This is a genomic window from Dactylosporangium sp. CA-052675, assembly GCF_050947935.1.
GTDB lineage: Bacteria > Actinomycetota > Actinomycetes > Mycobacteriales > Micromonosporaceae > Dactylosporangium.
Genome location: NZ_CP192010.1, coordinates 2,708,392 through 2,728,721 on the forward strand (window position 1 = coordinate 2,708,392; position 20,330 = coordinate 2,728,721).

General features: G+C 72.7%; 17 protein-coding genes. 13 read left to right on the forward strand and 4 right to left on the reverse strand.

What is annotated here, in order from left to right; genetic code table 11:
• Positions 1 to 17: 17 nt before the first annotated feature.
• Both ACQP1P_RS12230 and ACQP1P_RS12235 read left to right on the forward strand, forming a co-directional pair.
• Positions 18 to 440: an RpiB/LacA/LacB family sugar-phosphate isomerase gene (locus tag ACQP1P_RS12230; RefSeq protein WP_433086066.1), complete on the forward strand. Its 423-nt coding sequence runs from the start codon at positions 18 to 20 to the stop codon at positions 438 to 440.
• Between the two features lie 446 nt (positions 441 to 886).
• Positions 887 to 2,638 carry an ABC transporter substrate-binding protein gene (locus tag ACQP1P_RS12235; protein WP_433086068.1) on the forward strand — a complete coding sequence of 584 codons (1,752 nt, stop codon included), beginning with the start codon at positions 887 to 889 and terminating at the stop codon, positions 2,636 to 2,638.
• Between the two features lie 105 nt (positions 2,639 to 2,743).
• On the opposite strand, the gene ACQP1P_RS12240 is transcribed toward ACQP1P_RS12235, so the two are convergent.
• Positions 2,744 to 3,391: an NAD(P)-dependent oxidoreductase gene (locus ACQP1P_RS12240; protein WP_433086069.1), complete on the reverse strand. Its 648-nt coding sequence runs from the start codon at positions 3,389 to 3,391 to the stop codon at positions 2,744 to 2,746.
• Between the two features lie 82 nt (positions 3,392 to 3,473).
• Between ACQP1P_RS12240 and ACQP1P_RS12245 the strand changes: the two genes are divergently transcribed.
• On the forward strand, positions 3,474 to 4,046 hold the full coding sequence (locus ACQP1P_RS12245) for a TetR/AcrR family transcriptional regulator (protein WP_433086071.1): 573 nt from the start codon (positions 3,474 to 3,476) through the stop codon (positions 4,044 to 4,046).
• Between the two features lie 82 nt (positions 4,047 to 4,128).
• Here the strand turns inward: ACQP1P_RS12245 and ACQP1P_RS12250 are convergent, their stop codons facing one another.
• A complete protein-coding gene (locus tag ACQP1P_RS12250; RefSeq protein WP_433086073.1) occupies positions 4,129 to 5,205 on the reverse strand; it encodes a hypothetical protein in 1,077 nt (358 codons plus the stop codon).
• A gap of 353 nt (positions 5,206 to 5,558) precedes the next feature.
• Here ACQP1P_RS12250 and ACQP1P_RS12255 point away from each other — a divergent pair, with 353 nt between their 5' ends.
• The 5 genes from ACQP1P_RS12255 to ACQP1P_RS12275 all read left to right on the forward strand — a co-directional run bounded on the left by ACQP1P_RS12255 (position 5,559) and on the right by ACQP1P_RS12275 (position 12,667).
• Positions 5,559 to 6,764 (forward strand): IS110 family transposase, encoded by a 1,206-nt coding sequence (locus ACQP1P_RS12255; RefSeq protein ID WP_433075281.1) that lies wholly within the window; start codon positions 5,559 to 5,561, stop codon positions 6,762 to 6,764.
• A gap of 303 nt (positions 6,765 to 7,067) precedes the next feature.
• A complete protein-coding gene (locus tag ACQP1P_RS12260) occupies positions 7,068 to 8,441 on the forward strand; it encodes an FAD-binding oxidoreductase (protein ID WP_433086075.1) in 1,374 nt (457 codons plus the stop codon).
• On the forward strand, positions 8,438 to 9,784 hold the full coding sequence (locus tag ACQP1P_RS12265; RefSeq protein WP_433086077.1) for a class I SAM-dependent methyltransferase: 1,347 nt from the start codon (positions 8,438 to 8,440) through the stop codon (positions 9,782 to 9,784). The genes ACQP1P_RS12260 and ACQP1P_RS12265 overlap by 4 nt, the downstream gene beginning before the upstream one ends.
• A gap of 514 nt (positions 9,785 to 10,298) precedes the next feature.
• Entirely contained in the window at positions 10,299 to 12,038 is a 1,740-nt protein-coding gene (locus tag ACQP1P_RS12270) for a trypsin-like peptidase domain-containing protein (protein WP_433086079.1), read from the forward strand.
• A gap of 251 nt (positions 12,039 to 12,289) precedes the next feature.
• Positions 12,290 to 12,667 carry a hypothetical protein gene (locus ACQP1P_RS12275; protein WP_433086081.1) on the forward strand — a complete coding sequence of 126 codons (378 nt, stop codon included), beginning with the start codon at positions 12,290 to 12,292 and terminating at the stop codon, positions 12,665 to 12,667.
• Here the strand turns inward: ACQP1P_RS12275 and ACQP1P_RS12280 are convergent.
• Positions 12,664 to 13,410, reverse strand: a complete 747-nt coding sequence (locus tag ACQP1P_RS12280) for an SAM-dependent methyltransferase (RefSeq protein ID WP_433086083.1) — start codon at positions 13,408 to 13,410, stop codon at positions 12,664 to 12,666. The genes ACQP1P_RS12275 and ACQP1P_RS12280 overlap by 4 nt on opposite strands.
• A 106-nt stretch (positions 13,411 to 13,516) precedes the next feature.
• Between ACQP1P_RS12280 and ACQP1P_RS12285 the strand changes: the two genes are divergently transcribed.
• Genes ACQP1P_RS12285 through ACQP1P_RS12295 form a run of 3 tightly spaced genes read left to right on the forward strand, consistent with a single transcriptional unit; the run spans position 13,517 to position 17,190 of the window.
• On the forward strand, positions 13,517 to 15,682 hold the full coding sequence (locus ACQP1P_RS12285) for a PAS domain S-box protein (protein ID WP_433086085.1): 2,166 nt from the start codon (positions 13,517 to 13,519) through the stop codon (positions 15,680 to 15,682).
• 31 nt (positions 15,683 to 15,713) lie between these two features.
• On the forward strand, positions 15,714 to 16,616 hold the full coding sequence (locus tag ACQP1P_RS12290; protein ID WP_433086087.1) for a class I SAM-dependent methyltransferase: 903 nt from the start codon (positions 15,714 to 15,716) through the stop codon (positions 16,614 to 16,616).
• Entirely contained in the window at positions 16,609 to 17,190 is a 582-nt protein-coding gene (locus tag ACQP1P_RS12295; RefSeq protein ID WP_433086089.1) for a TetR/AcrR family transcriptional regulator, read from the forward strand. Before ACQP1P_RS12290 ends, ACQP1P_RS12295 begins: the two co-directional genes overlap by 8 nt.
• Here the strand turns inward: ACQP1P_RS12295 and ACQP1P_RS12300 are convergent.
• Entirely contained in the window at positions 17,074 to 18,288 is a 1,215-nt protein-coding gene (locus tag ACQP1P_RS12300; RefSeq protein ID WP_433086091.1) for a hypothetical protein, read from the reverse strand. The two genes, ACQP1P_RS12295 and ACQP1P_RS12300, sit on opposite strands and share 117 nt — an antisense overlap.
• A gap of 116 nt (positions 18,289 to 18,404) precedes the next feature.
• Between ACQP1P_RS12300 and ACQP1P_RS12305 the strand changes: the two genes are divergently transcribed.
• Both ACQP1P_RS12305 and ACQP1P_RS12310 read left to right on the forward strand, forming a co-directional pair.
• Positions 18,405 to 19,352, forward strand: a complete 948-nt coding sequence (locus ACQP1P_RS12305) for an ABC transporter permease (RefSeq protein ID WP_433086093.1) — start codon at positions 18,405 to 18,407, stop codon at positions 19,350 to 19,352.
• A gap of 6 nt (positions 19,353 to 19,358) precedes the next feature.
• Positions 19,359 to 20,324 (forward strand): ABC transporter permease, encoded by a 966-nt coding sequence (locus tag ACQP1P_RS12310; RefSeq protein ID WP_433086095.1) that lies wholly within the window; start codon positions 19,359 to 19,361, stop codon positions 20,322 to 20,324.
• Positions 20,325 to 20,330: the final 6 nt, after the last annotated feature.

The following is a 20,330-nucleotide window of genomic DNA, read 5'->3' on the forward strand; positions in this document are numbered from 1 at the left end:
CCGCGCACAATGGGGTTGTGCGCATAGCCTTCGCCGCCGACGACAGCAACGCGACCACCGAGGCCGTCCTCGCCCACCTCGCCGAGGCCGGCCACGACGTCCTGCGCCTCGGCGAGCAGCCCTGGCCCGGCCTCGGCGCCGGGGTGGGCCGGGCCGTGGCCCAGGGCCGGGCGGACCTGGGCGTCGTGATGTGCTGGACCGGCACCGGCACGGCCATCGCGGCCAACAAGGTCCCCGGAGTCCTCGCCGCCGTGGCCTGGGACCCCTGGGTCGCCCGCGGCGCCCGGCTCTGGAACGACGCCAACGTCCTCGCGATGAGCCTCAAGCGCCTCGCCCCGGACGTCGCCGTCGAGGTGCTGCGCGCCTTTCTCGAGACCCCCGGGCCGGACCCGGACGAGGCCGGGAACATCGCGCTGCTGAAGCGGCTCGACGAGGACTGAGGGCCCGCGCCGCGGCGATTGGACAAGAATCGGTAACGCGGGCAACCGTTTTCGCGCTCGCGGTCTGACCGGCGGCCCGCTGCACGGTGACCAATCCGTTATCCGGCAATGAAGTTCCCGACGCAACCGGGCCGGGCCGCCCGAGGTCTTTGCACAATGACGGCGACGAACATCGCCGTCCACGTGACGTAGCAACGCCATCGTCAACCGACATCCAGCGACCCACACGGTGGGCGTGGTGCATGCCCACGCCCTGTGCACAGTGGATGGTCCACTGTGGACACGGTTCGAGCCGCATCCGAGCGGCACGCCGTGGAGGGCCGAAGCGGAGGCCGGCCGATGCGTGCTGCCTGCGTCCGGGACCCCGAATCCGCGGCCCCACAACCGCGGCACCCTGAAAGGCCCTGCTCGTGAAGATGACGTATGCACATATGAGAAGGCGTGCGATGGTGGCCGGTGCGGCCGCCGCGACGCTCGCGCTGTCGGCCTGCGGAGGCGGCTCCAGCGGCGACGATACCAGCAAGAACAACGGTCAGAAAGGCTCCGGGGGTTACAACGCGGCCATCACCGGTGTGCTGAACCCGTCGGACAAGAAGGGCGGCACGCTCAAGCTCACCACGAACCCCGACCCCGACTCGTGGGACCCCGCGATCGCGTACTACGCGAGCGAGTGGAACATCATGAAGGGGTTCTACGTCCGCACGCTGCTGGCCAACGAGTCCAAGCCGGGCGCCGACGGGCTCAAGCTCGTGGGTGACCTCGCGACCGAGGTGCCCAAGCCGACCGACAACGGCACGACGTACACCTTCCACCTGAAGCCGGGCATCAAGTTCGAGGACGGCGCGCCCGTCACCTCGAAGGACATCAAGTACGGCATCGAGCGCATCTTCGCCTCCGAGGTCGTCAACGCCGGCCCGAAGTGGCTCGTGGAGGCGCTCGACCAGGGCCAGAACTACCCCGGCGCGTACAAGGACCCCGACCCGAACAAGCTGGGCCTGAAGTCCGTCGAGACGCCGGACGACAACACCATCGTGTTCCACCTGGCCAAGCCGAACTCGGACCTCCTCTACTGGCTGCAGATGCCGGCGTCGAGCCCGGTGCAGCGGTCCAAGGACACGGGCACGCAGTACGCCAACCACCCGCAGTCCACCGGCCCGTACAAGTTCGAGTCGTGGGAGCAGGGCAAGAAGCTCACGATGGTCCGCAACGACCAGTGGGACCCGGCGACCGACACCGTGCGCAAGGCGCTGCCGGACCGCATCGAGGTCACCTACGGCACCGCGGTCGACGAGATCGACAACCAGCTGCTGTCCAACGAGGTCGACCTGGACATCGCCCAGACCGGCGTCCAGCAGGGCGCGCAGCCGAAGATCCTGCTCGACCCGGAGAAGAAGAAGAACGCCGACGCGCCGGTGACGGGCTTCATCCGCTACGTCGCCATCAGCACCAAGGTCGCGCCGTTCGACAACATCCACTGCCGCAAGGCGGTGCAGTACGCGCTGGACAAGACCGCGATGCAGACCGCCCGCGGTGGCGCGGAGGCCGGTGGTGACATCGCCACCAACATGCTGCCGCCGACGATCAACGGCCACGACCCGGCCGACGACCTGTTCAACACCAAGTCGGGCAAGCCGCAGATCGACAAGGCCAAGGAAGAGCTCGCGGCGTGCGGCAAGCCCAACGGCTTCGAGACGGTCATCGCGACGCGCAACCAGGGCAAGGAGCCCAAGACGGCGGAGGCGCTGCAGCAGTCGCTCGCCGCGATCGGCATCACCGCGAAGCTCGACCCGCAGGACTCGGGCCTGTACTTCCGCTCGACCATCGGCTCGCCGAGCAACGTGCACAACAAGGGCTACGGCCTGATGATGGCGGGCTGGGGCGCGGACTACCCGGCGGCGTCGGGCTTCCTGAAGCCGCTCGTCGACGGCCGGGCCATCTCCGAGTCGGGCAACAACAACTACGCCGAGCTGGACGACCCGGCGATCAACTCGCTCATCGACCAGGCCGCGGCCGAGGCCGACCCGGCGAAGAACGCCGAGATCTGGAAGCAGATCAACCGCAAGGTCTCGGAAACGGCGGCCTACATGCCCTTCACCTACGACAAGGCGCTCAACTACCGCAACCCGCGGCTGACCAACGTCTACATCACGCAGTACTACGGCATGGTCGACTTCGGCAACCTGGGCGTCATGAGCTGACCGCTGCAGGCAACGCGCCGGGTTGACGAGGGACTTCCCGGCGCGTGCGGTCACTCGGCCGGTCGCTCTGCCTCCTTGAGCGACCGGCCGTCGTCGTGCCCTCGTTCAGTAGGCGACGTTGATCCGGCGATGGATCCACGCCGGCTCGTCGAGGGCCCGGAACATCGCGTCCGCCACGTCGGCGCGCGACAGCGTCCGCCCGCCGCGGACGTTCACGTCGAGCACCGTCCGATATGGACGGTTGGGCCCGTCGGTCAGGCGGGGCGGGGCGATCAGCGTCCAGTCCAGCCCGCTGTCGCGCAGCACCTGCTCGGCCACGGCCAGGTCCGCGAAGCCCTCGCCGAGCACGCGTTGCAGGAGCGGCTTGACGACGTGGCGCATGACCGGCCCGTCGCCGCGGTCCGCGACCCGCCCCGCGGCGTCGACGCTGACGATGCGCCGCACGCCGGTCGCCAGCATCGCGGCGACCTCGGCCCGGGCCCCGTCGGCCTGCACCGTGCTGCGCGCGCCCGGCTCGCGGCCCCGGCGGGCCTTCATCTCCGCGGGCCGCATCCCGAGGGCCGACAGCACCGCGTCCCGGCCGGCGACCGCGGCGGCCAGCGCCCCGGTGTCGCCGAGGCCGGCCACCACCACCGCACAGCCGAGGTCGACCGGCCGCCGCGAGACCGCGGTCATCTCGTGCCCGCGCGCCCGGCCCTGGCGGATGAGCTCGCGACCGATCCCGCCGGTCGCCCCGAACACGGTCAGCTTCATGATTGCCGTCCCCCTGCCGGTTAGTAAGTACTCACTAACCCCTACGATGGCACGTGACCACGAGTTTCGGAAGGGGTGCCGGTTGGCGACGACGCGCGAGGTGATCCTCGACGCCGCGGCGCGCGTGCTGCGCGAGCGCGGCCTCGCCAACGCCACGACGAAGGAGATCGCGCGGGAGGCGGGCTTCTCCGAGGCGACGCTCTACAAGCACTTCCGCGACAAGCTCGACCTCATGGTCGTGGTGCTGCACGAGCGCGGCCCGCAGTTCATCCCGATGCTCATGACCCTGCCGGCCCGCGCGGGCTCGGCCCCGGTCCGCGAGATCCTGACCGAGCTGGCGACCGTGTGCATCACGTTCTACCGCGACGGCTTCCCGATGTTCGCGTCGATCTTCTCGGACCCCGCGATCCTGGCCGCGCACCGCGACCACCTGCGCGCGCGCAACCTCGGCCCGCACCGCGCGAACGAGGGCCTGGCCGGATACCTGCGGGCCGAGCAGGCGCTGGGCAACATCGCGGCGGACGCCTCGCCGGAGGCGCTGGCCGGGCTCATCCTCGGCGCGTGTTTCCAGCACGCGTTCATCACCTTCTTCGCCCCCGAACCGGTCGCGGACGGCGAGGCGGCCGCCGCCTTCATCGCGGGCCTGCGGCTCTAGCGCCGGGCCTCGACCACCGCGGAGGCCGGGATGTCTGGCGGGAGCGACGGTCCGCACCACCGCGGACCCGAGCCATACGCTGTCAAAACCTGACGATGAGCGCGATCCGGCCGTCGCCGGCGAGGCTGTCGTCGCCGACGAAGGTGACCTCGCCGCCCTGGCGGACCACGGTCTCGACGATGTCGTCGACCGCGTCGTCGAGCAGCACGCCCGGCCCGTCGCGGTGGGGCTCCTGGTCCGGCGGGTGGAGATGGTCGTCGTGGACCCAGGCGGGGCTGTGGAAGCTCTCCTCGACCAGCAGGTGCGCGCCGCGGCCCTGGTGCGCGAGCGACCAGCACTCGGCCAGACCGGCCGCGAACCGGTTCGCCCCGCGCGCCGCGTCCAGCGCCTCGAGGGCCGAGACCTGCTCCATCGCCGTGTACGCGGCCAGGCGCGGGGCCAGCAGCTCGTACACCTCGTGCGCGCCCGCGTGGTCGTAGTTGCCCAGCACCGTGCCGGCGAACGGGCGCGGCCACTCGGCGGCGAAGTGCGCGAGGTAGCGGTCGACCCCCAGCACGAACACCGGCCGCGGGTCGAGCCGGTCGACCTCGCCGAGCGCGGTCGCGATGTCGCGGAAGAAGCGCCGGTGCCGCTCGCGCTCGTGCTTGCTCGGCTCCTGCCCGTAGTCGCGCGGCAGCCCCATGCCCTCGTGCGTGAACGGGAACCCGTGCGTGGTCACCTCGACGAGCTCGGCCCCGTCGCCGCTCCACAACCGCGTGGGTTGCTCGGACAGCACGACGGCCCAGTACCGGTGGCGCCGCGCCGCGTCGGCGACGACGTCACGCACCTCGAACGTCTCGGCGATGACGACCCGCTCCTGCACCGGGCTGTCGAGCACGCGCACGTGTACCTGCCCGGGCGAGGCGAACACCGCCAGCCCGTCGCCGGTGTGTCGCATGTCGACCTGTCCGGCGGCCGTGGCGATCTCGTCGTACACCTGCGTGGCCACCTCCCGCGGCACCGTCTCGTCGTGCTCGAGCCGCCGCCGCGCCTCCGCGAGCAGGTTGCGCAGCCGAATCGGGTCCTGCAGGTTCTCCGGCGCCGTGCGGTGGGTCGGCATGAGCAGGGACACCGCCGGGTACCCGCTCGGGGTCAGGGTCGCGAGGTCCTTCACCGTCATGTGCCCACGGTCCCGCGCCGGCCGTCGCGCGGGGTCGCCTCCGGGGGGTCAACGTCGGCGGCATTTCCATGGCTCGGGTCCGCGGTGGTCCGGACCGTTGCTCATTGGTAGAACTGGTGCTGCCCGGTCCTGTGGGGGCTGGGCGGCACCTGGCCGTTGGATCACTGCCATCCGTTGCTGCCCCGGTTGAGGGCTTGCGGGAGTGTTTGCGGGGTCTGGCGGTCCGGGACATCCCGACTGGCAACAGGGCTACTGCGCCGTAGAGCGCCCGTCAATGAGCGTCCGGCAGTGATGTCCCGAACCACCAGGTGCGCCTCCCACTGGATTGAGCAGCGGCAGGAGCAGCTTTGAGTGTGACGGATGCACGGTTCGCCGGGATCGACTGGGCGCAAGACTCGCACGCGATCTGCGTCATCGATGCGGCTGGGGAGCCTCTCGAGCGTCTGGTCGTGGCGCATACGAAGGCCGGGATCGGCAAGGCCGTCGGGGTGCTGCGCCGCCACGGCGTGGCCGGGGTCGGGATCGAACGTTCGGACGGTCCCCTCGTCGTGGGGCTCCTCGCGGCCGGTCTCGAGGTGTTCGTGATGCCGCCGTCGCGGGTGAAGTCGTTGCGGGGCCGGTACGGGTCGGCGGGGAACAAGGACGACCGGTTCGACGCCTACATGCTCGCCGATGTGGTCCGCACCGACCGGCGCCGGCTGACCCCGCTGCGGCCGGACACGGCGGCGACGACGAGTCTGCGGACCCTGGTCCGGGCCCGGGCTGACCTGGTGCAGCACCGGGTCGCCCTGGTGAACCAGCTGCGGGCGCATCTGCTGACGGTGCTGCCGGGGGTGGTGGGGTTGTTCTGCGAGCTGACGTCGCCGATCAGCCGGGCGTTCCTGACCGCGTTCCCGACCCAGGACGCCGTCGATGCGCTCACGGTCGAGGAGCTCACCGGGTGGCTGGCCGGGCAGCGTTACCGGAAACGGCCGCCCGAGGTGCTCCTAGCCCGGCTGCAGGACGCACCCACGGGAGTGACCGGCCCGGCCGGGACCGCCCTCGCGGGGGTCACCACCGCCTACCTGACCGCGGCGACCGGCCTCATCGAACAGATCAACGCCCTCGAAACCCAGATCGCGCAGGCCCTCGCCGAGCACCCGGACGGGGCGATCTTCACGTCCCTGCCCCGGGCCGGGACGGTCCGCGCCGCCCGGCTCCTGGCCGAGATCGGCGACGCCCGCGGCCGGCACCCCACCCCCGCGGCCCTGGCCGGCCTGGCCGGGGTGACCCCCTCCACCCGGCAGTCCGGACAGGTCAGGATGGTGGCGTTCCGCTGGTCGGTGAACAAACAACTCCGCGGCGCGGTCTGCGACTTCGCCGCCGACTCCCGCCACGCCAACCCCTGGGCTGCCGATCTTTACGCCCAGGCCAGAGCCCGCGGCCACCGCCACCCACACGCCGTCAGAATCCTCGCCCGCGCCTGGCTCACCATCATCTGGAAACTCTGGACCACCGGCACCCCATACAACCCCGACCAACACAACGCCCTACAGAAACTCCTCACCCAAACCCCTTGACCCCACAGGGCACTCCCGCCAGGAATCCCGGCCTCCGCGGTGGCAGGACCGCACCGGGCGCCTCACCCGGGGCGGGCACCCGTCACCCGCCCGGATGAGCGTCAGGTGGCCGCGGGCCGGGCCGGAGTCCCACGCCGAGATGGTTGTAAACGCGTCGAGTGGGGGAGATGGTGGCCGAGGCGCCGGGGCATCGCCGGAGGTACACGCGTGCGTGAGTTCAGTCACCAGCCGTTGGCTGATCTTGCGGAGTGTGCAAGTTTGAACTGAGGCAAGCCTCCACTTCACGGGGAAAGGGGTGGTTGCATGGGACGTGGTCAACCGGTCGGCTGGGCGGCGCACCGCCGGGCCGTCGATACCCTCAAAGCTTCCTATGCCGCGATTCCACTCGGCGACACGGTGCGGCTGGCGAAGAAGACCTCGAATCTGTTCCGGCCGCGCGCCGAGGTGCACCACGGGCTGGACGTCAGCGGGCTCGGGGGAGTGATCGAGGTCGACCCCGCGGCGCGCACGGCCGAGGTGCAGGGCATGTGCACGTACGAGGACCTGGTCGACGCCACCCTCCCGCACGGGCTCATGCCCCTGGTCGTACCGCAGCTGCGCACCATCACCCTCGGCGGCGCCGTCACCGGGCTCGGGATCGAGGCCACCTCGTTCCGCCACGGGCTGCCGCACGAGTCGGTGCTGGAGCTGGACATCCTGACCGGCGCCGGCGAGGTGCTCACGGTGCGGCCCGACAACGAGCACGCGCAGCTGTTCGAGGCGTTCCCGAACTCGCTCGGCAGCCTCGGGTACGCCACCCGCCTGCGCATCGAGCTGATGCCGATCGCCGCCGGGGTGCGCACCCGCAACGTGCGCTTCGACGAGCTCGACGACCTGCTCGACGTCGTCGGCGAGGTGATGAAGACCGGGCAGTACGAGGGCCGGACGGTCGACGTCATGGACGGCGTCGTGTTCCGGCCGGGCGAGTCCTACCTGGTGCTGGGCCACTTCACCGACGAGCCCGGCCCGTCCAGCGACTACACCGGGCAGGACATCTACTACCGCTCGCTGCGCGCCAAGGCCACCGATCGTCTCGCCGCCTACGACTACCTGTGGCGCTGGGACACCGACTGGTTCTGGTGCTCGGCCGCGTTCGGGGCGCAGGTCCCCGCCGTGCGCCGGCTGTGGCCGCGGCGGTACCGCCGCTCCGACGTGTACCACCGCATCGTCCGCCTCGAGAACCGCTACGGCCTCGCCGCCAAGGTGGGCCGCTGGCGGGGCGAGCTCGACCGCGAACGGGTCGTGCAGGACGTCGAGCTGCCACTGGAACGCACGGGCGACTTCCTGCGGTGGTTCGCCCGGGAGGTACCGATGGCGCCGATCTGGCTCTGCCCCCTGCGACTGCGGGAGCGGGAGTGGCCGCTCTACCCGATGCACGCCGGGCAGGCCTACGTGAACGTCGGATTCTGGGGCACCGTGCCGATCGAGCCGGGCCGCGCCGACGGCGACGTGAACCGCCTCATCGAGGACAAGGTCTTCGAGCTCGGCGGCCACAAGTCCCTCTACTCCGATGCCTACTACGACCGGGAGACCTTCGACCGGCTCTACGGCGGTCCCGCGTACCGCGCCGCCAAGGACCGCTACGACCCCGGTCACCGACTGACCGACCTCTACGACAAGGTTGTGGGGCGCAGATGACCAGCACCTACCGTCCGACGAACACCCGAGGATCCGTTCCCGGCCAGCCCCGCCGCCGGCCCCCCGTGCCCAAGGTCGCCGACATCGTCCGGGCCGTCACCACCAGCGAGCCGACGGTCCGCATCACCGCCTACGACGGCAGCGCGGTCGGCCCCGAGGACGCCCCGATCGGCCTGCACGTCGCCTCCGAGCGGGGCCTGTCCTACGTGCTCACCGCGCCCGGCGATCTCGGCATGGCCCGCGCGTACGTCACCGGCGACCTCGAGGTCCGCGGCGCCCACCCCGGCGACCCGTACCCGGCGCTGCACGCGCTGGCCACCGGCCTGCAGCTGCGGATGCCCTCCGCGAGCGAGGCGCTGCGGCTGGTCCGCGGCCTCGGCTGGGAGCGCCTGCGCCCGCCGCCGCCCCCGCCGCAGGAGGCGACCCCGGCGTGGAAGCGCACCCTCGCGGGCCTCGGCCTGCGCCACGCCAAGGGCCGCGACGCCGAGGCGATCCACCACCACTACGACGTCTCGAACCGCTTCTACGAGATGGTGCTCGGCCCGTCGATGACGTACACCTGCGCCTGCTACCGCTCCGAGTCCGACTCGCTCGAGCAGGCCCAGGCGAACAAGTACGACCTCGTGGCCGGCAAGCTCGCGCTGAAGCCGGGCCAGCGCCTGCTCGACGTCGGCTGCGGCTGGGGCGGCATGGTGCGCCACGCGGCGCGCGAGTACGGCGTGCGCGCCCTCGGCGTGACGCTCTCCCGCGAGCAGGCCCAGTGGGCGCAGGAGGCGATCGAGCGGGAGGGCCTCGGCCACCTGGCGGAGGTGCGCTACCTGGACTACCGCGACGCGCCCCTCGAGCACTTCGACGCCGTCAGCTCGATCGGCCTCACCGAGCACATCGGCGTGAAAAACTACCCGCGGTACTTCGGCGCGCTGCGCGACCGCCTCAAGCCGGGCGGCCGCCTGCTCAACCACTGCATCACCCGCTCGGACAACCGCGCCTCCCACCGGCCGGGCGCCTTCATCGACCGCTACGTCTTCCCCGACGGCGAGCTGGCCTCGCCGGGCCGCCTGGTGAGCGCCGTGCACGACGCGGCGTTCGAGGTGCAGCACGAGGAGAACCTGCGCCTGCACTACGCGCTGACCCTGGCCGGCTGGAACCGCAACCTGGTCGAGCACTGGGACGCGTGCGTGGACGAGGTCGGCCTCGGCACCGCGCGGGTCTGGGGCCTGTACATGGCCGGCTCGCGGCTCGCGTTCGAGCGCAACGAGATCCAGCTGCACCAGATCCTCGCGACGAAGACGACGAAGGACGGCGTTTCCTCGTACCCGCTGCGGCCCGACTGGACCGCCTGACCTCCACGCGCCGCGGGCGGCCGGGTTCCGTGCCCGGACCGCCCGCGCTCGCGTCGTGCGCTGGTCGCGGCGCGCGGTGAGGGTTCCGTCGCGTGCTGGCGCTCGTCGGCGCGTGCGACGACGGTTCCGGCGGGCGTTTGGGCTCGAACCGGGGCGTTGGCGTTGGCGTCGGCGTCCGCGGGGCGTTCGCGGCTCCCATGCTTCGGCGCACGACGCCTTCTCCGGTGCACGCGTCTTCTCCGGTGCACGGTGTCCGCTCCGGTGCACGCGTCTTCTCCGAGGCGCGGCGGCGATGACCGTTTTCGCACGTCGCCTGCCTGATGTGCGCGGGCGTCGGCGATAAATCCGGACAAGCGGGCTTGTCCGGATTTATCGCCTATATCATCAAGTAGCGGGTTATCGGCGCCCCGGACGAAGCCGGACGTATCCGACTGCGCCGGTCGAATCGCGGCTCTCGGCTTTCTCCCAGGGAGAATCCAGTTTCGTGGCAGCCGCGGCGTGCAATCTGGACATCATGAGTGACCAGGACCGCCAGTGGAGCACTGCGGAGCCCGCCGAGACGCCCGGCTCCGCTTCGAAGCCGGAAGAGCTCGCCGCCCCGCCGCAGCCGCCCCAGGCATCCTGGCCCCCACCGACCCCGGCCGCCGCGAACCCACCGGCCCCGGCCGCCGCGAACCCGCCGGCCCCGGCCACCACGAACCCGCCGACGCCGCCGGCCCAGTACAACCCGGCCCCGTCCTCGGCCCCGCCGGCCTGGATGACCCCGTCGACCGCGGCCGAACCGGCCTCGGCGCCGCCCGCGTACCCGGCCTCAGCCCCGCCCGCCTTCCCGGCCTCAGCGCCCCCGGCCGCCGTGAGCTCAGCGCCCCCGGCCGCCGTGAGCTCGGCCCCGCCGGCCGCCGCGAACTCGCTGCACCCGGCCCCGTCGCAGCCGCCCGCGTTCGCCCCGCCCGGCGGCGTCACCGTGCCCCAGCCCGCCGCCGCGCCCCCGGGCTCGCCCTGGAGCCGCCCGGCGAACGGTCACGCGCACCCGGCGAACCACGCGGCCCAGCACGCGACCCAGCAACTGCCCGCCAACGGTCACCCGGCGGGCGCCTACGCCACGACCCCGATCTCCACGGGCGCGCCGTACGGCCCCGGCACGGGCGCCTTCCCGCAGGCCGGCCACCCGTACGGCCCGCCGCCCGGGTACCCGCCGCACGCCGGCCAGCCCGCGTACGGCCGGCCGGGAGGGCAGCGCGGCGGACGGGTCGGCCTGCTCATCGTGGGTGCCGTCGTGCTCGCGCTGCTGTCGGCGTTCGGCGGGGGACTGGTCGCGACCCAGCTCGCCGACGGCAAGCCGGCCGCGGCGCCCTCCGTGGTGACCCAGAACCCGGCCCCCAACCTGGACCGGTCCTCGGTCGGCGGGGTGGCGCAGCAGGTGCTGCCCAGCGTCGTGGACATCAGCACCGGCGAGGCCGAGGGCTCCGGCGTCATCATGACCGCCGACGGGCAGGTCATCACCAACAACCACGTGGTGGCCGGGGCCTCGAAGCTCCAGGTCACGTTCAGCACCGGCAAGACGGCCTCGGCGACCGTGGTCGGGACCGACCCCGCCGGTGACATCGCCGTGATCAAGATCCAGGGCGTCTCCGGGCTCACGCCGGCCAAGTTCGGCGACAGCGACGCGCTGCGCGTCGGCGACACGGTGCTCGCGGTCGGCTCCCCGCTCGGCCTGCAGGGCTCCGTGACGGCCGGGATCGTGAGCGCGCTGCACCGCACGATCGAGGGCGAGCAGGGCGGCAAGTCCATCGCGGACGCGATCCAGACCGACGCCGCCATCAACCCCGGCAACTCCGGCGGTGCCCTGGTCAACCTGCGCGGCGAGGTCGTCGGCATCAACACCGCGATCGCCACCGCGGGGCAGAACAGCGGCAACATCGGCGTCGGGTTCGCCATCTCCGCCAACCGCGCCCGATCCTCGGCCGACCAGCTCGCCAAGGGCGGGAAGGTCAGCCACCCGTACCTCGGTGTGCAGCTCACCGACGGCAACGGCGGCGCCCTCATCGGCGGCGTGGTCGCGGGCGGCCCGGCGGACAAGGCCGGCCTGAAGACCGGCGACCTGGTGACGAAGTTCGGCTCGGCGACGGTGAACGACGCGACCGGCCTCATCAACGCGGTCCAGGGCGCCAAGGCCGGCGACCAGGTCCAGGTCACCATCAACCGCAACGGCACCGAGCAGACGGTCACCGTCACGCTCGGCGAGGCCCCCTAGCCCAGCACCCCTAGCCCAGCACTCCTTTCGCAGCAGCGGCCCGCGTTCGCCACGACGCGGGCCGCTGCGTGTTGCCGGGGGCGCGACGGCAGCGCGGGGGACGGGTGATCGGCGGGTCGCCCCCGCGCGGGCCGACCCGGGCCGCTGCGTGTTGCCGGGAACGCGGCGGCAGGGTGGGGGACGGGTGATCAGCGGGTCGCCCCCGCGCGGGCCGCTGCGTGTTGCCGGGGGCGCGGCGGCACAATGGCGGGATGGACGATCAGCGGTACTGCCGCCTGCGAGTGATCGGCGAGAACCTCGACCTGACCGGCTCGCCCGCGGCCCTGCGGGCGCTCGCCGACCTCCTGCGCGAGGCCGGCCCGGCCGAGCGGGTGCCGATCCGCAACGGCGCCGTGGTGCAGGAGCGCGCCGAGGGGCCGCTGGTGATCGAGCTGCGCGGCTCGCCCACCCTGCACCTGCGCGGGGGCGACGACGCGCTCAAGGCCGTGTGGGCCGCGCTGGAGGCGGTCGCCGCGGAGGTGCCCGTGGCCGGCCGGCCCGCGCCGCACCGCCACGTCGAGCAGCTCGTCATCACGGCCGAGGCCGGCCCGGCCGACGAGGACCTCCGAGAGCGCGCCGGGGACCTCTAGGGGCGCACCGCGACCGCGGCCAGGGTCGCGTACGACTCCGGCTCGGTGACGGGCTCGTCCGGCCGCCACGCGGGCCCGTGCACCACGCCGGGCTCGACCAGGTCCCAGCCCTCCAGCAGCCCCGCCAGCTCGGCCCGGTCGCGCAGCACCATCGGCGTCCCGGCGCGCGTGTACAGGTCGGCGAGGTCGCCCACCGCGCCGGTCGCGTGCGACAGCACGATGAGGCTGCCGGGCACGAGCGCGTCGCGGAACGTGCGCAGGGCCGCGCGCAGCTCCGGCGTGTCCGGCACGAAGTGCAGCATGGCCACGAGCAGCAGGCAGACCGGTCGCGTGAAGTCCAGCAGCGCCTTGACCTGCGGGTCGCCGAGGATCTGCTCGGCGTCGTGCAGGTCGGCCTGGATGACCGCGGTGGACGGGTTGCCGGCCAGGATCTGCCGCGCGTGCACGACCGCGGTGGGGTCGACGTCGACGTACACCACCTTCGCGGACGGCACGATCTCGTGGACGTTGCCCTCGGTCGGGATGCCCGAGCCGACGTCGAGGAACTGCAGCACGCCCCGGGAGGCGGCGTACCGCACCGCGCGGTGCAGGAACGCCCGGTTGGCCCGGGCGATGCGCGGGAGATCGGGGATGAGCGCGAGCGCGCGGGCGGCCACGGCCCGGTCCACGGCGAAGTTGTGCCGGCCGCCGAGGTAGTGGTCGTAGATGCGAGCGGCGCTGGGCCGATTCGGGTCAACGCTCATAGACCTAATATTTCCGAAATGTCCTAAGTATTAAACGCAAAGTCACAAGTCTTCTACTCTTGGTGAAATGCGGTGGACGGAGCGGCTGGCCCGGAGCCTGCTCGAAGTGGCGCCAGACCCTCTGATCATCTCCAGCTACGACGGGCGGATCGAGCTGGCCAACGCCGCCGCCCGGGACCTGTTCGGCCGCGAGGACCTCTGCGGGTGCTCCGTCGACGTGCTCGTGCCGGCCGACGGGCCCTCGATGGTGCCCCGGCTCGCCGCGTACATGGACGGCGAGCACCCCGCGGTCCGCACCGGCCAGCCGCTGAACATGGTGCGCGGCGACGGCTCGCAGTTCCTGGCCGACATCACGCTCTCGGTGATCGGCGCCGGCGACGGGCCGCTGCTGGTGGCCACCATCCGCGACACGGGCGCGGACGGGTTCGACCCCGCCCAGTCGCTGCTCGCCTCGATCGTGCAGTCCTCGCACGACGCGATCGTCACCACCGACCTCGACGGGCGGGTGCTGTCGTGGAACCCGGGGGCCGAGCGCCTCTACGGCTTCGCGGCGGGGGAGATGGTCGGGCGCCCCAAGGACGCCATCATCCCGCCCGACCGGCGCGGGGACGAGGCGGAGATCCGCGCGATCGTCGCGGCGGGCGGGCGGGTCGACCGCTTCCGGACGGTACGGCAGCGGCGGGACGGCACCGAGCTCACCGTGTCGATGCTGGTGTCGCCGCTCACCGGCGCCGACGGGCGCACGGTCGGGGTCACCTCGATCACCCGCGACATGAGCGAGCGCGAGCGGGCCGAGGCGCAGGTCCAGGCGGTGCTCGACGCCGCCCCCGACCCGCTGCTGGGTGTCGGCGAGGACGACCGGATCGTGCTGGTCAACGCCTCGGCCGAGCGCCTCTTCGGCATCGCCCGCTTCGACATGATCGGGATGCCCGTGCGGCGGCTCCTGCCGGGCGGGCTCGACGCGTCGCGGGGCGAGCCCGCGGTCGCCCGCCGGCCCGACGGCACCGGGCTGCCGGTCGACATCACGCTGAGCACGCTCAAGGGCGACGACGGCGAGATCACCCTGGCCAGCGTGCGGGACATGACCGAGCACCGGCGGCTGCGCGAGGAGGCGGAGCGGCAGAAGGACGAGGTCCGCCAGCAGCGCACCCAGCGGCTGGAGAGTCTGGGCCAGCTCGCCGGCGGCATCGCGCACGACTTCAACAACCTGCTCGCCGTGATCCTCAACTACGCCGAGTTCATCGTCGAGGACGGCGCGGACACGCCGTTCGCCCGCGACGCCGAGCAGATCCTGCGGGCCGGGCGCCGGGGCAGCGAGCTCACCCACCAGCTGCTCGCGTTCGCCCGCCGCGAGGTGGTGCGACCGCGGCCGCTGGACGTCAACCAGGTCATCGGCGAGGTCCAGCTGATGCTGGACCGCTCGATCGGCGAGCACATCTCGCTGCGCACCTCGCTCGCCGAGGGGTTGCCCAACGTGGTCGCCGACCCCGGCCGGCTCGAGCAGGTGCTGGTGAACCTGGCCGTGAACGCCCGCGACGCGATGCCCGGCGGCGGCGACCTGACCATCGACACCGGGCTCGTGCACGTCGACGACGGGCACACCGCGGTCCGCGAGGGCCTGGCGCCCGGCCCGCACGTGCGCGTCCGGGTCTCCGACACCGGCACCGGCATGCCCCGCGAGGTCATCGAGCACGCCTTCGAGCCCTTCTTCACCACCAAGCCCAGCGGCGAGGGGACCGGGCTGGGGCTGGCCACCGTCTACGGCATCGTGGCCCAGGCCGGCGGGCGCGTGCAGATCTACTCCGAGCCGGGCGTCGGGACCACGATCACGATCCTGCTCCCGGCCAGCGACGCCGAGCTCGTCGCCGACGACGCCGTCCGGGCCGCGCGCCCGCCCGGCCGGGGCCAGACCGTGCTCGTCGCCGAGGACGAGCCGGCGCTGCGCGAGGTGACCACGCGGATCCTGCGCCGGGGCGGCTACTCGGTGCTCTCCGCCGCCGACGGGGTCGCGGCGCTGCAGCTCGCCTCCGAGCACGGGGGCGCGATCCACCTGCTGCTCACCGACGTGGTGATGCCGGGCATGCTCGGCCGGGTGCTGGCCGAGCGGGTGCTGCAGCTGCGCCCGGCGACCCGGGTGCTGTTCATGTCCGGCTACGCGCAGCCCGTGCTCACCAGCAACGGGATCCTCGACCCCGGCGTGCACCTGCTGGAGAAGCCCTTCACGGGCGCTGACCTGCTTAACGCCGTCGCGGACCAGCTGGCCGACTTGTGAAAATGGACGTTCATTCATTATTGTTACCGGCATGCGAGGCAGCAGCCGCTCCGCGGAGCACGTGGCGCTCTTCCGCGCCCTCGAGCACAACCGGCGCCACGACCGGCTCTTCGACGACCGGCTCGCCGTGAGGATGCTGCCGCCGCTGCACCGCGCCGTCGCCACCGCCTCGCGCGTGCCCGCCGTGCACCGGTGGATCGTGCGCTACCTTGACCACCACTTCGCCGGCGGCCCGCGCGCCTCGGCCGTGGTGCGCACCCGCTTCATCGACGACCAGATCCGGGCGGCCGGGGCCCCGCAGCTGGTGCTGCTCGGTGCCGGCTTCGACAACCGAGCGCACCGCCTGGCCGGGCCCGTCGCGTTCGAGGTCGACCACCCCGCGACCCAGGCCACCAAGCGGCGCCGGGTGCCCGCGGGCGGCGCCGTGCGCTACGTCCCCGTCGACCTCACCCGCGACGCCCTCGCCCCGGCTCTGCTCGCCGCCGGCTTCGACGCGTCGGCTCCGGCCGTGGTCGTGTGGGAGGGCGTCACGAACTACCTCACGGCCGAGTCCGTCGACGCGACCCTGCGCGCCCTCGCGGGCCTGCTCGCCCCAGGCAGCACCGTCGTGTTCACCTACGTCGACCGGGCCGCCCTTGAGAGCATCGAGAGCATCGAGAGCATCGAGAGCACCGAGAGCACCGAGGGCACTGAGAGCACTGCGGGCGCGGGCACGTTCACCGGCCTCGCGCAGTGGCACGACGCCGTGCGCCGCGGGGGCGAGCCGTGGACCTTCGGCTTCGACCCCGCCGAGCTTGCGGGCTACCTCGAGCAGCGCGCCCTGCACCTCACCGAGGACCTCTCCACGCGGGACGCGGCCGCGCGCTACCTGGAGCCCCTCGGCCGCGACGAGCCGACGGCCGAGTTCTACCGCATCGCGGTCTGCCGTGCCTAAGGTCGACGACTCCCACTTCGCCGCGCGCCGGCGCCAGATCCTCGACGCCGCGGCGGCCTGCTTCGCGCGGGAAGGCTTCCACCGCACGTCGATGCAGGACATCGTGCGCGCGTCGGGCATCAGCGCCGGGCTCATCTACCGGTACTTCACCGGCAAGGACGACATGATCGCCGCCATCGTCGCCGAGTGGCACGAGCGGCGCACCACCATGCTCGGCGACGACCCGGCCGCGGGCTACCTCGACGTGCTGCGCCGCGTCGGCGCGCCCGGGACCCGGCCCGAGCTGCAGCTGGCGGTGCAGGTGTGGGCGGAGACGGTGCGCGACCCGGACGTGCGCGCGATGTCCCGCGCGAACGTCGAGCGCCCCGTGGCCGCCGTCGCGCCCCTGCTCGCCGGGCGCACCGAGGACCCCGAGGCCCTGGCCCGCGTGTTCGTCGCCATCTACCAGGGGCTGGTGCTACAGACGCTCTGGGACGACGGGCTCGACCATGAGGCCTTCGTCCGGGCGGCCGGGCTGCTGCTGGCGCCGTTCGCGCCGCCGGGGAATCCAGGGGGCGGCGCCGAGCAGCAGTAGGACGGCGGTCAGCGGCACCTTCCACAGTGGACTCGCGCCGCCGTCGATCCCCGTCGCCCGGGCCGGTGTGGTGTTCGCCCACACCAGGAACGCGTCCCCGATCGGGAGCAGGCCGAGGGCGTACCGCTTGGTGTGCCAGGTCGTGATCGGCACCCCGGCGACCTCGCCGTAGGCGGCCATCGCGTCCGCGAGCGCGCCGTCGCCGTTGACCCGGGCCGCGCCGATGGCCACCACGGTGGCCGAGAACGAGATCCCCAGCGGCAGCGGCCCGCTGTCGACGTCCCCGGCGCCCTGCGTCCCCTTCGGATACTCGCGCACCGCGGGGCCTAGGTGCAGCGGGGAGTCCACGAACAGGTTGCGGAAGCGCAGGTACTGCTCGCGCGCGAACCCCGGGTCGACGTCGGCGAGGAAGCGCAGGATGACGCTCTGCGAGCTGCCCCGCGCCCCCTGCCGCGGCTCGCCCGTCGCGGGATCGCTCACGTGGGGCAGCAGCCCGGTCGCGGGGTCGAGCCGCTGCCGGGCCCTGTCCACCCACGCCCGCACGGTGCCGGCGTGGCCGGGGGAGAGGCCCAGCGAGGCGATCGCCACCGTGGAGTCGACCGGCCACGACTGCCCCGGATAGGCCGGCAGGAACGGCGTCGCGCTCGCGTCGAAGGCCCGCGCGATCTCCCGGGAGTCGGCCTCGAACCGCCGCACCTGGTCGGGATCCCGTCGCAGGCCGAGCAGCCCGCCGCGCAGCCAGTTCGTCCACCCGGCGTAAAAGATCCCGTAGCGCGGCGCGAGCCCGGCGCTGAACGGCGCCGTCCCGTCGGGGGAGTCCAGGCGGTCCAGCGCCCAGCGGATCTCGCGCACCGCCTCGGTCTTGTCGTGCGCGCGCCGCCCGACGTCGACCCAGGCCAGGCCGTAGAGCGCGTGCAGGAAGAAGTACCCCTCCGGGAACAGCCGCTGCGCGTCCTGCCCGGCGCCGGCGTCGAGCTCGGCCCGCAGGTAGCGCAGCTGGCGCTCGGCCCCGCCGACCGGCGCGTAGAGCCGCAGCAGTGCGCCGGCCGCGAACGCCGACAGCAGCGCGGCCAGCAGCACCCGCACGATCTTTCCCACCCGGCCGAGGATAGAGGGGCTTCACACATCACTGGTCGTCGTTGTAGCTTATTTTCGTAGCCGCGGCAGGGCTCGGCGAATAGCTACATACACCGTGTTCGGGAAGGGGCGGCCGCATGAGCATCACGCCCCTCGAGCTCGCCACGCGCTCGCCCGGGCGCATGGCGTGGCGGCGGCTGCGCCGCGACCGGACCGCGCTCGTCAGCGGCGTGGTCTCGGTGCTGCTCGTGGTCGTCGCGCTCGCGGCGCCGCTCATCCGGCTCGCCTACGGGGTCGGGCCGCAGGACGACTTCAAGGACGACCTCGACCGCTACGGGATGCCGTACGGCATCTCCGGCGGCATCAGCGGCGCGCACTGGTTCGGCCTCGAGCCCGGCCAGGGCCGGGACCTGTTCATGCAGATGGTCTACGGCATGCGCACCTCGCTGGGCATCGCCTTCGCCGCCGCGCTCATGACCACCGTCGTCGGCGTGCTGCTCGGCATCGTCGCCGGCTACCTCGGCGGGTGGGTCGACGCCGTCCTCAACTGGGTGACCGACGTGACCCTGGCGCTGCCGTTCCTCATCTTCACCCTCGCCGTGATCCGGCCGCTGGAGCTGCACTTCTACGGGCCCCGCGAGGCGGTGCCGGGCTGGTTCCGGGTCGTCGTGCTCATCTCGCTGTTCACCGCGTTCGGCTGGACGACGACCGCGCGGCTCGCGCGCGGGCAGGTGCTCTCGCTGCGGGAGCGCGAGTTCGTCGAGGCGGCCAAGGCCGGCGGGGCCCGCGTCCCGCGCATCCTGCTGCGGGAGCTGCTGCCCAACCTCGGGGCGCCGATCCTGGTCGCCTTCTCGCTGGCGATCCCGGCGTACATCACCGGCGAGGCCGCCCTGTCCTTCCTCGGCATCGGCATGCTCGAACCGACCCCGGACTTCGGCCGCACCATCTTCCGCAGCCTCAACTACCTGCAGACCGACCCGGCCTACGTGCTGTTCCCGGGCGTCACGATCTTCGTGCTCGTGCTGGCCTTCAACCTCTTCGGCGACGCGCTGCGCGACGCGCTCGACCCGAAGTCGCAGCGGTAGGCGCGCATGGGCACCTTCCTGGCCCGCCGGGTCCTGCTGGGCCTGCTCACGCTCTTCGCGGTCAGCGTCGTGACGTTCCTGATGTTCTTCGCGCTGCCGCGGGACCCGGCCGCCGCGATGTGCCCGAAGAACTGCGACGCGCAGCGGCTGGAGCGGGTGCGCGACGAGCTCGGGCTCAACGATCCGAAGCCGGTGCAGTATCTGCGGTACTTCAAGGGCGTGGTCGCCGGCCGCGACGGCTGCCCGGCACCCTGCCTGGGGTACAGCTACGTCAACAACGAGCCGGTGCGCGACACGTTCGCGCGGACCCTCCCGGTGACGCTGAGCATCGTGATCCCGGCGGCGCTGCTGTGGCTGGCGCTGGGCATCGGCCTCGGCATGCTCTCCGCGCTGCGCCGCGGCACCGTGTTCGACCGGCTCGCGATCGGCTTCTCGCTGTCCGGGGCCTCGATGCAGCTGTACTTCGTCGGCGGCGTCCTGCTCCTGGTGTTCGTCTACACGCTGAAGGTGCTGCCCTACCCGCACTACACCCCGCTGCTGGACGATCCCCTGGCCTGGCTCACCGCGCTCGTGCTGCCCTGGTGCACCCTGGCGTTCCTCTTCTCCGCCGTGTACGCCCGGCTGGCCCGCGCCCAGATGCTGGAGACGATGTCCGAGGACTTCGTGCGCACCGCCCGCGCGAAGGGCCTGCCGGAGCGGCTCGTGGTGCGCCGGCACGTGCTGCGCGCCGCGATCACCCCGCTCGTGACGGCCGCGGGGCTGGACGTCGGCACCGCGCTGGGCGGCACCGTCATCACCGAGACCACCTTCGGATTGCGTGGCCTCGGCCGCACCGCCATCGACGCCGTGCGCGACGGGGACCTGCCGACCATCATGGCGACCGTCCTGCTCGCGGCGGCCTTCATCATCGTCGCCAACATCGTCGTCGACGCGCTCTACACCCGGATCGATCCGCGGATCCGCTTGCGATAGGGGAGG

Excerpts from the sequence above, each read along its gene's own strand:
- ACQP1P_RS12235 (WP_433086068.1), top strand. The coding sequence starts at position 887 with ATGGTGGCCGGTGCGGCCGCCGCGACGCTCGCGCTGTCGGCCTGCGGA.
- ACQP1P_RS12240 (WP_433086069.1), bottom strand. The coding sequence starts at position 3,391 with ATGAAGCTGACCGTGTTCGGGGCGACCGGCGGGATCGGTCGCGAGCTC.
- ACQP1P_RS12250 (WP_433086073.1), bottom strand. The coding sequence starts at position 5,205 with ATGACGGTGAAGGACCTCGCGACCCTGACCCCGAGCGGGTACCCGGCG.
- ACQP1P_RS12260 (WP_433086075.1), top strand. The coding sequence starts at position 7,068 with ATGGGACGTGGTCAACCGGTCGGCTGGGCGGCGCACCGCCGGGCCGTC.
- ACQP1P_RS12265 (WP_433086077.1), top strand. The coding sequence starts at position 8,438 with ATGACCAGCACCTACCGTCCGACGAACACCCGAGGATCCGTTCCCGGC.
- ACQP1P_RS12270 (WP_433086079.1), top strand. The coding sequence starts at position 10,299 with ATGAGTGACCAGGACCGCCAGTGGAGCACTGCGGAGCCCGCCGAGACG.
- ACQP1P_RS12275 (WP_433086081.1), top strand. The coding sequence starts at position 12,290 with ATGGACGATCAGCGGTACTGCCGCCTGCGAGTGATCGGCGAGAACCTC.
- ACQP1P_RS12280 (WP_433086083.1), bottom strand. The coding sequence starts at position 13,410 with ATGAGCGTTGACCCGAATCGGCCCAGCGCCGCTCGCATCTACGACCAC.
- ACQP1P_RS12290 (WP_433086087.1), top strand. The coding sequence starts at position 15,714 with ATGCGAGGCAGCAGCCGCTCCGCGGAGCACGTGGCGCTCTTCCGCGCC.
- ACQP1P_RS12305 (WP_433086093.1), top strand. The coding sequence starts at position 18,405 with ATGAGCATCACGCCCCTCGAGCTCGCCACGCGCTCGCCCGGGCGCATG.
- ACQP1P_RS12310 (WP_433086095.1), top strand. The coding sequence starts at position 19,359 with ATGGGCACCTTCCTGGCCCGCCGGGTCCTGCTGGGCCTGCTCACGCTC.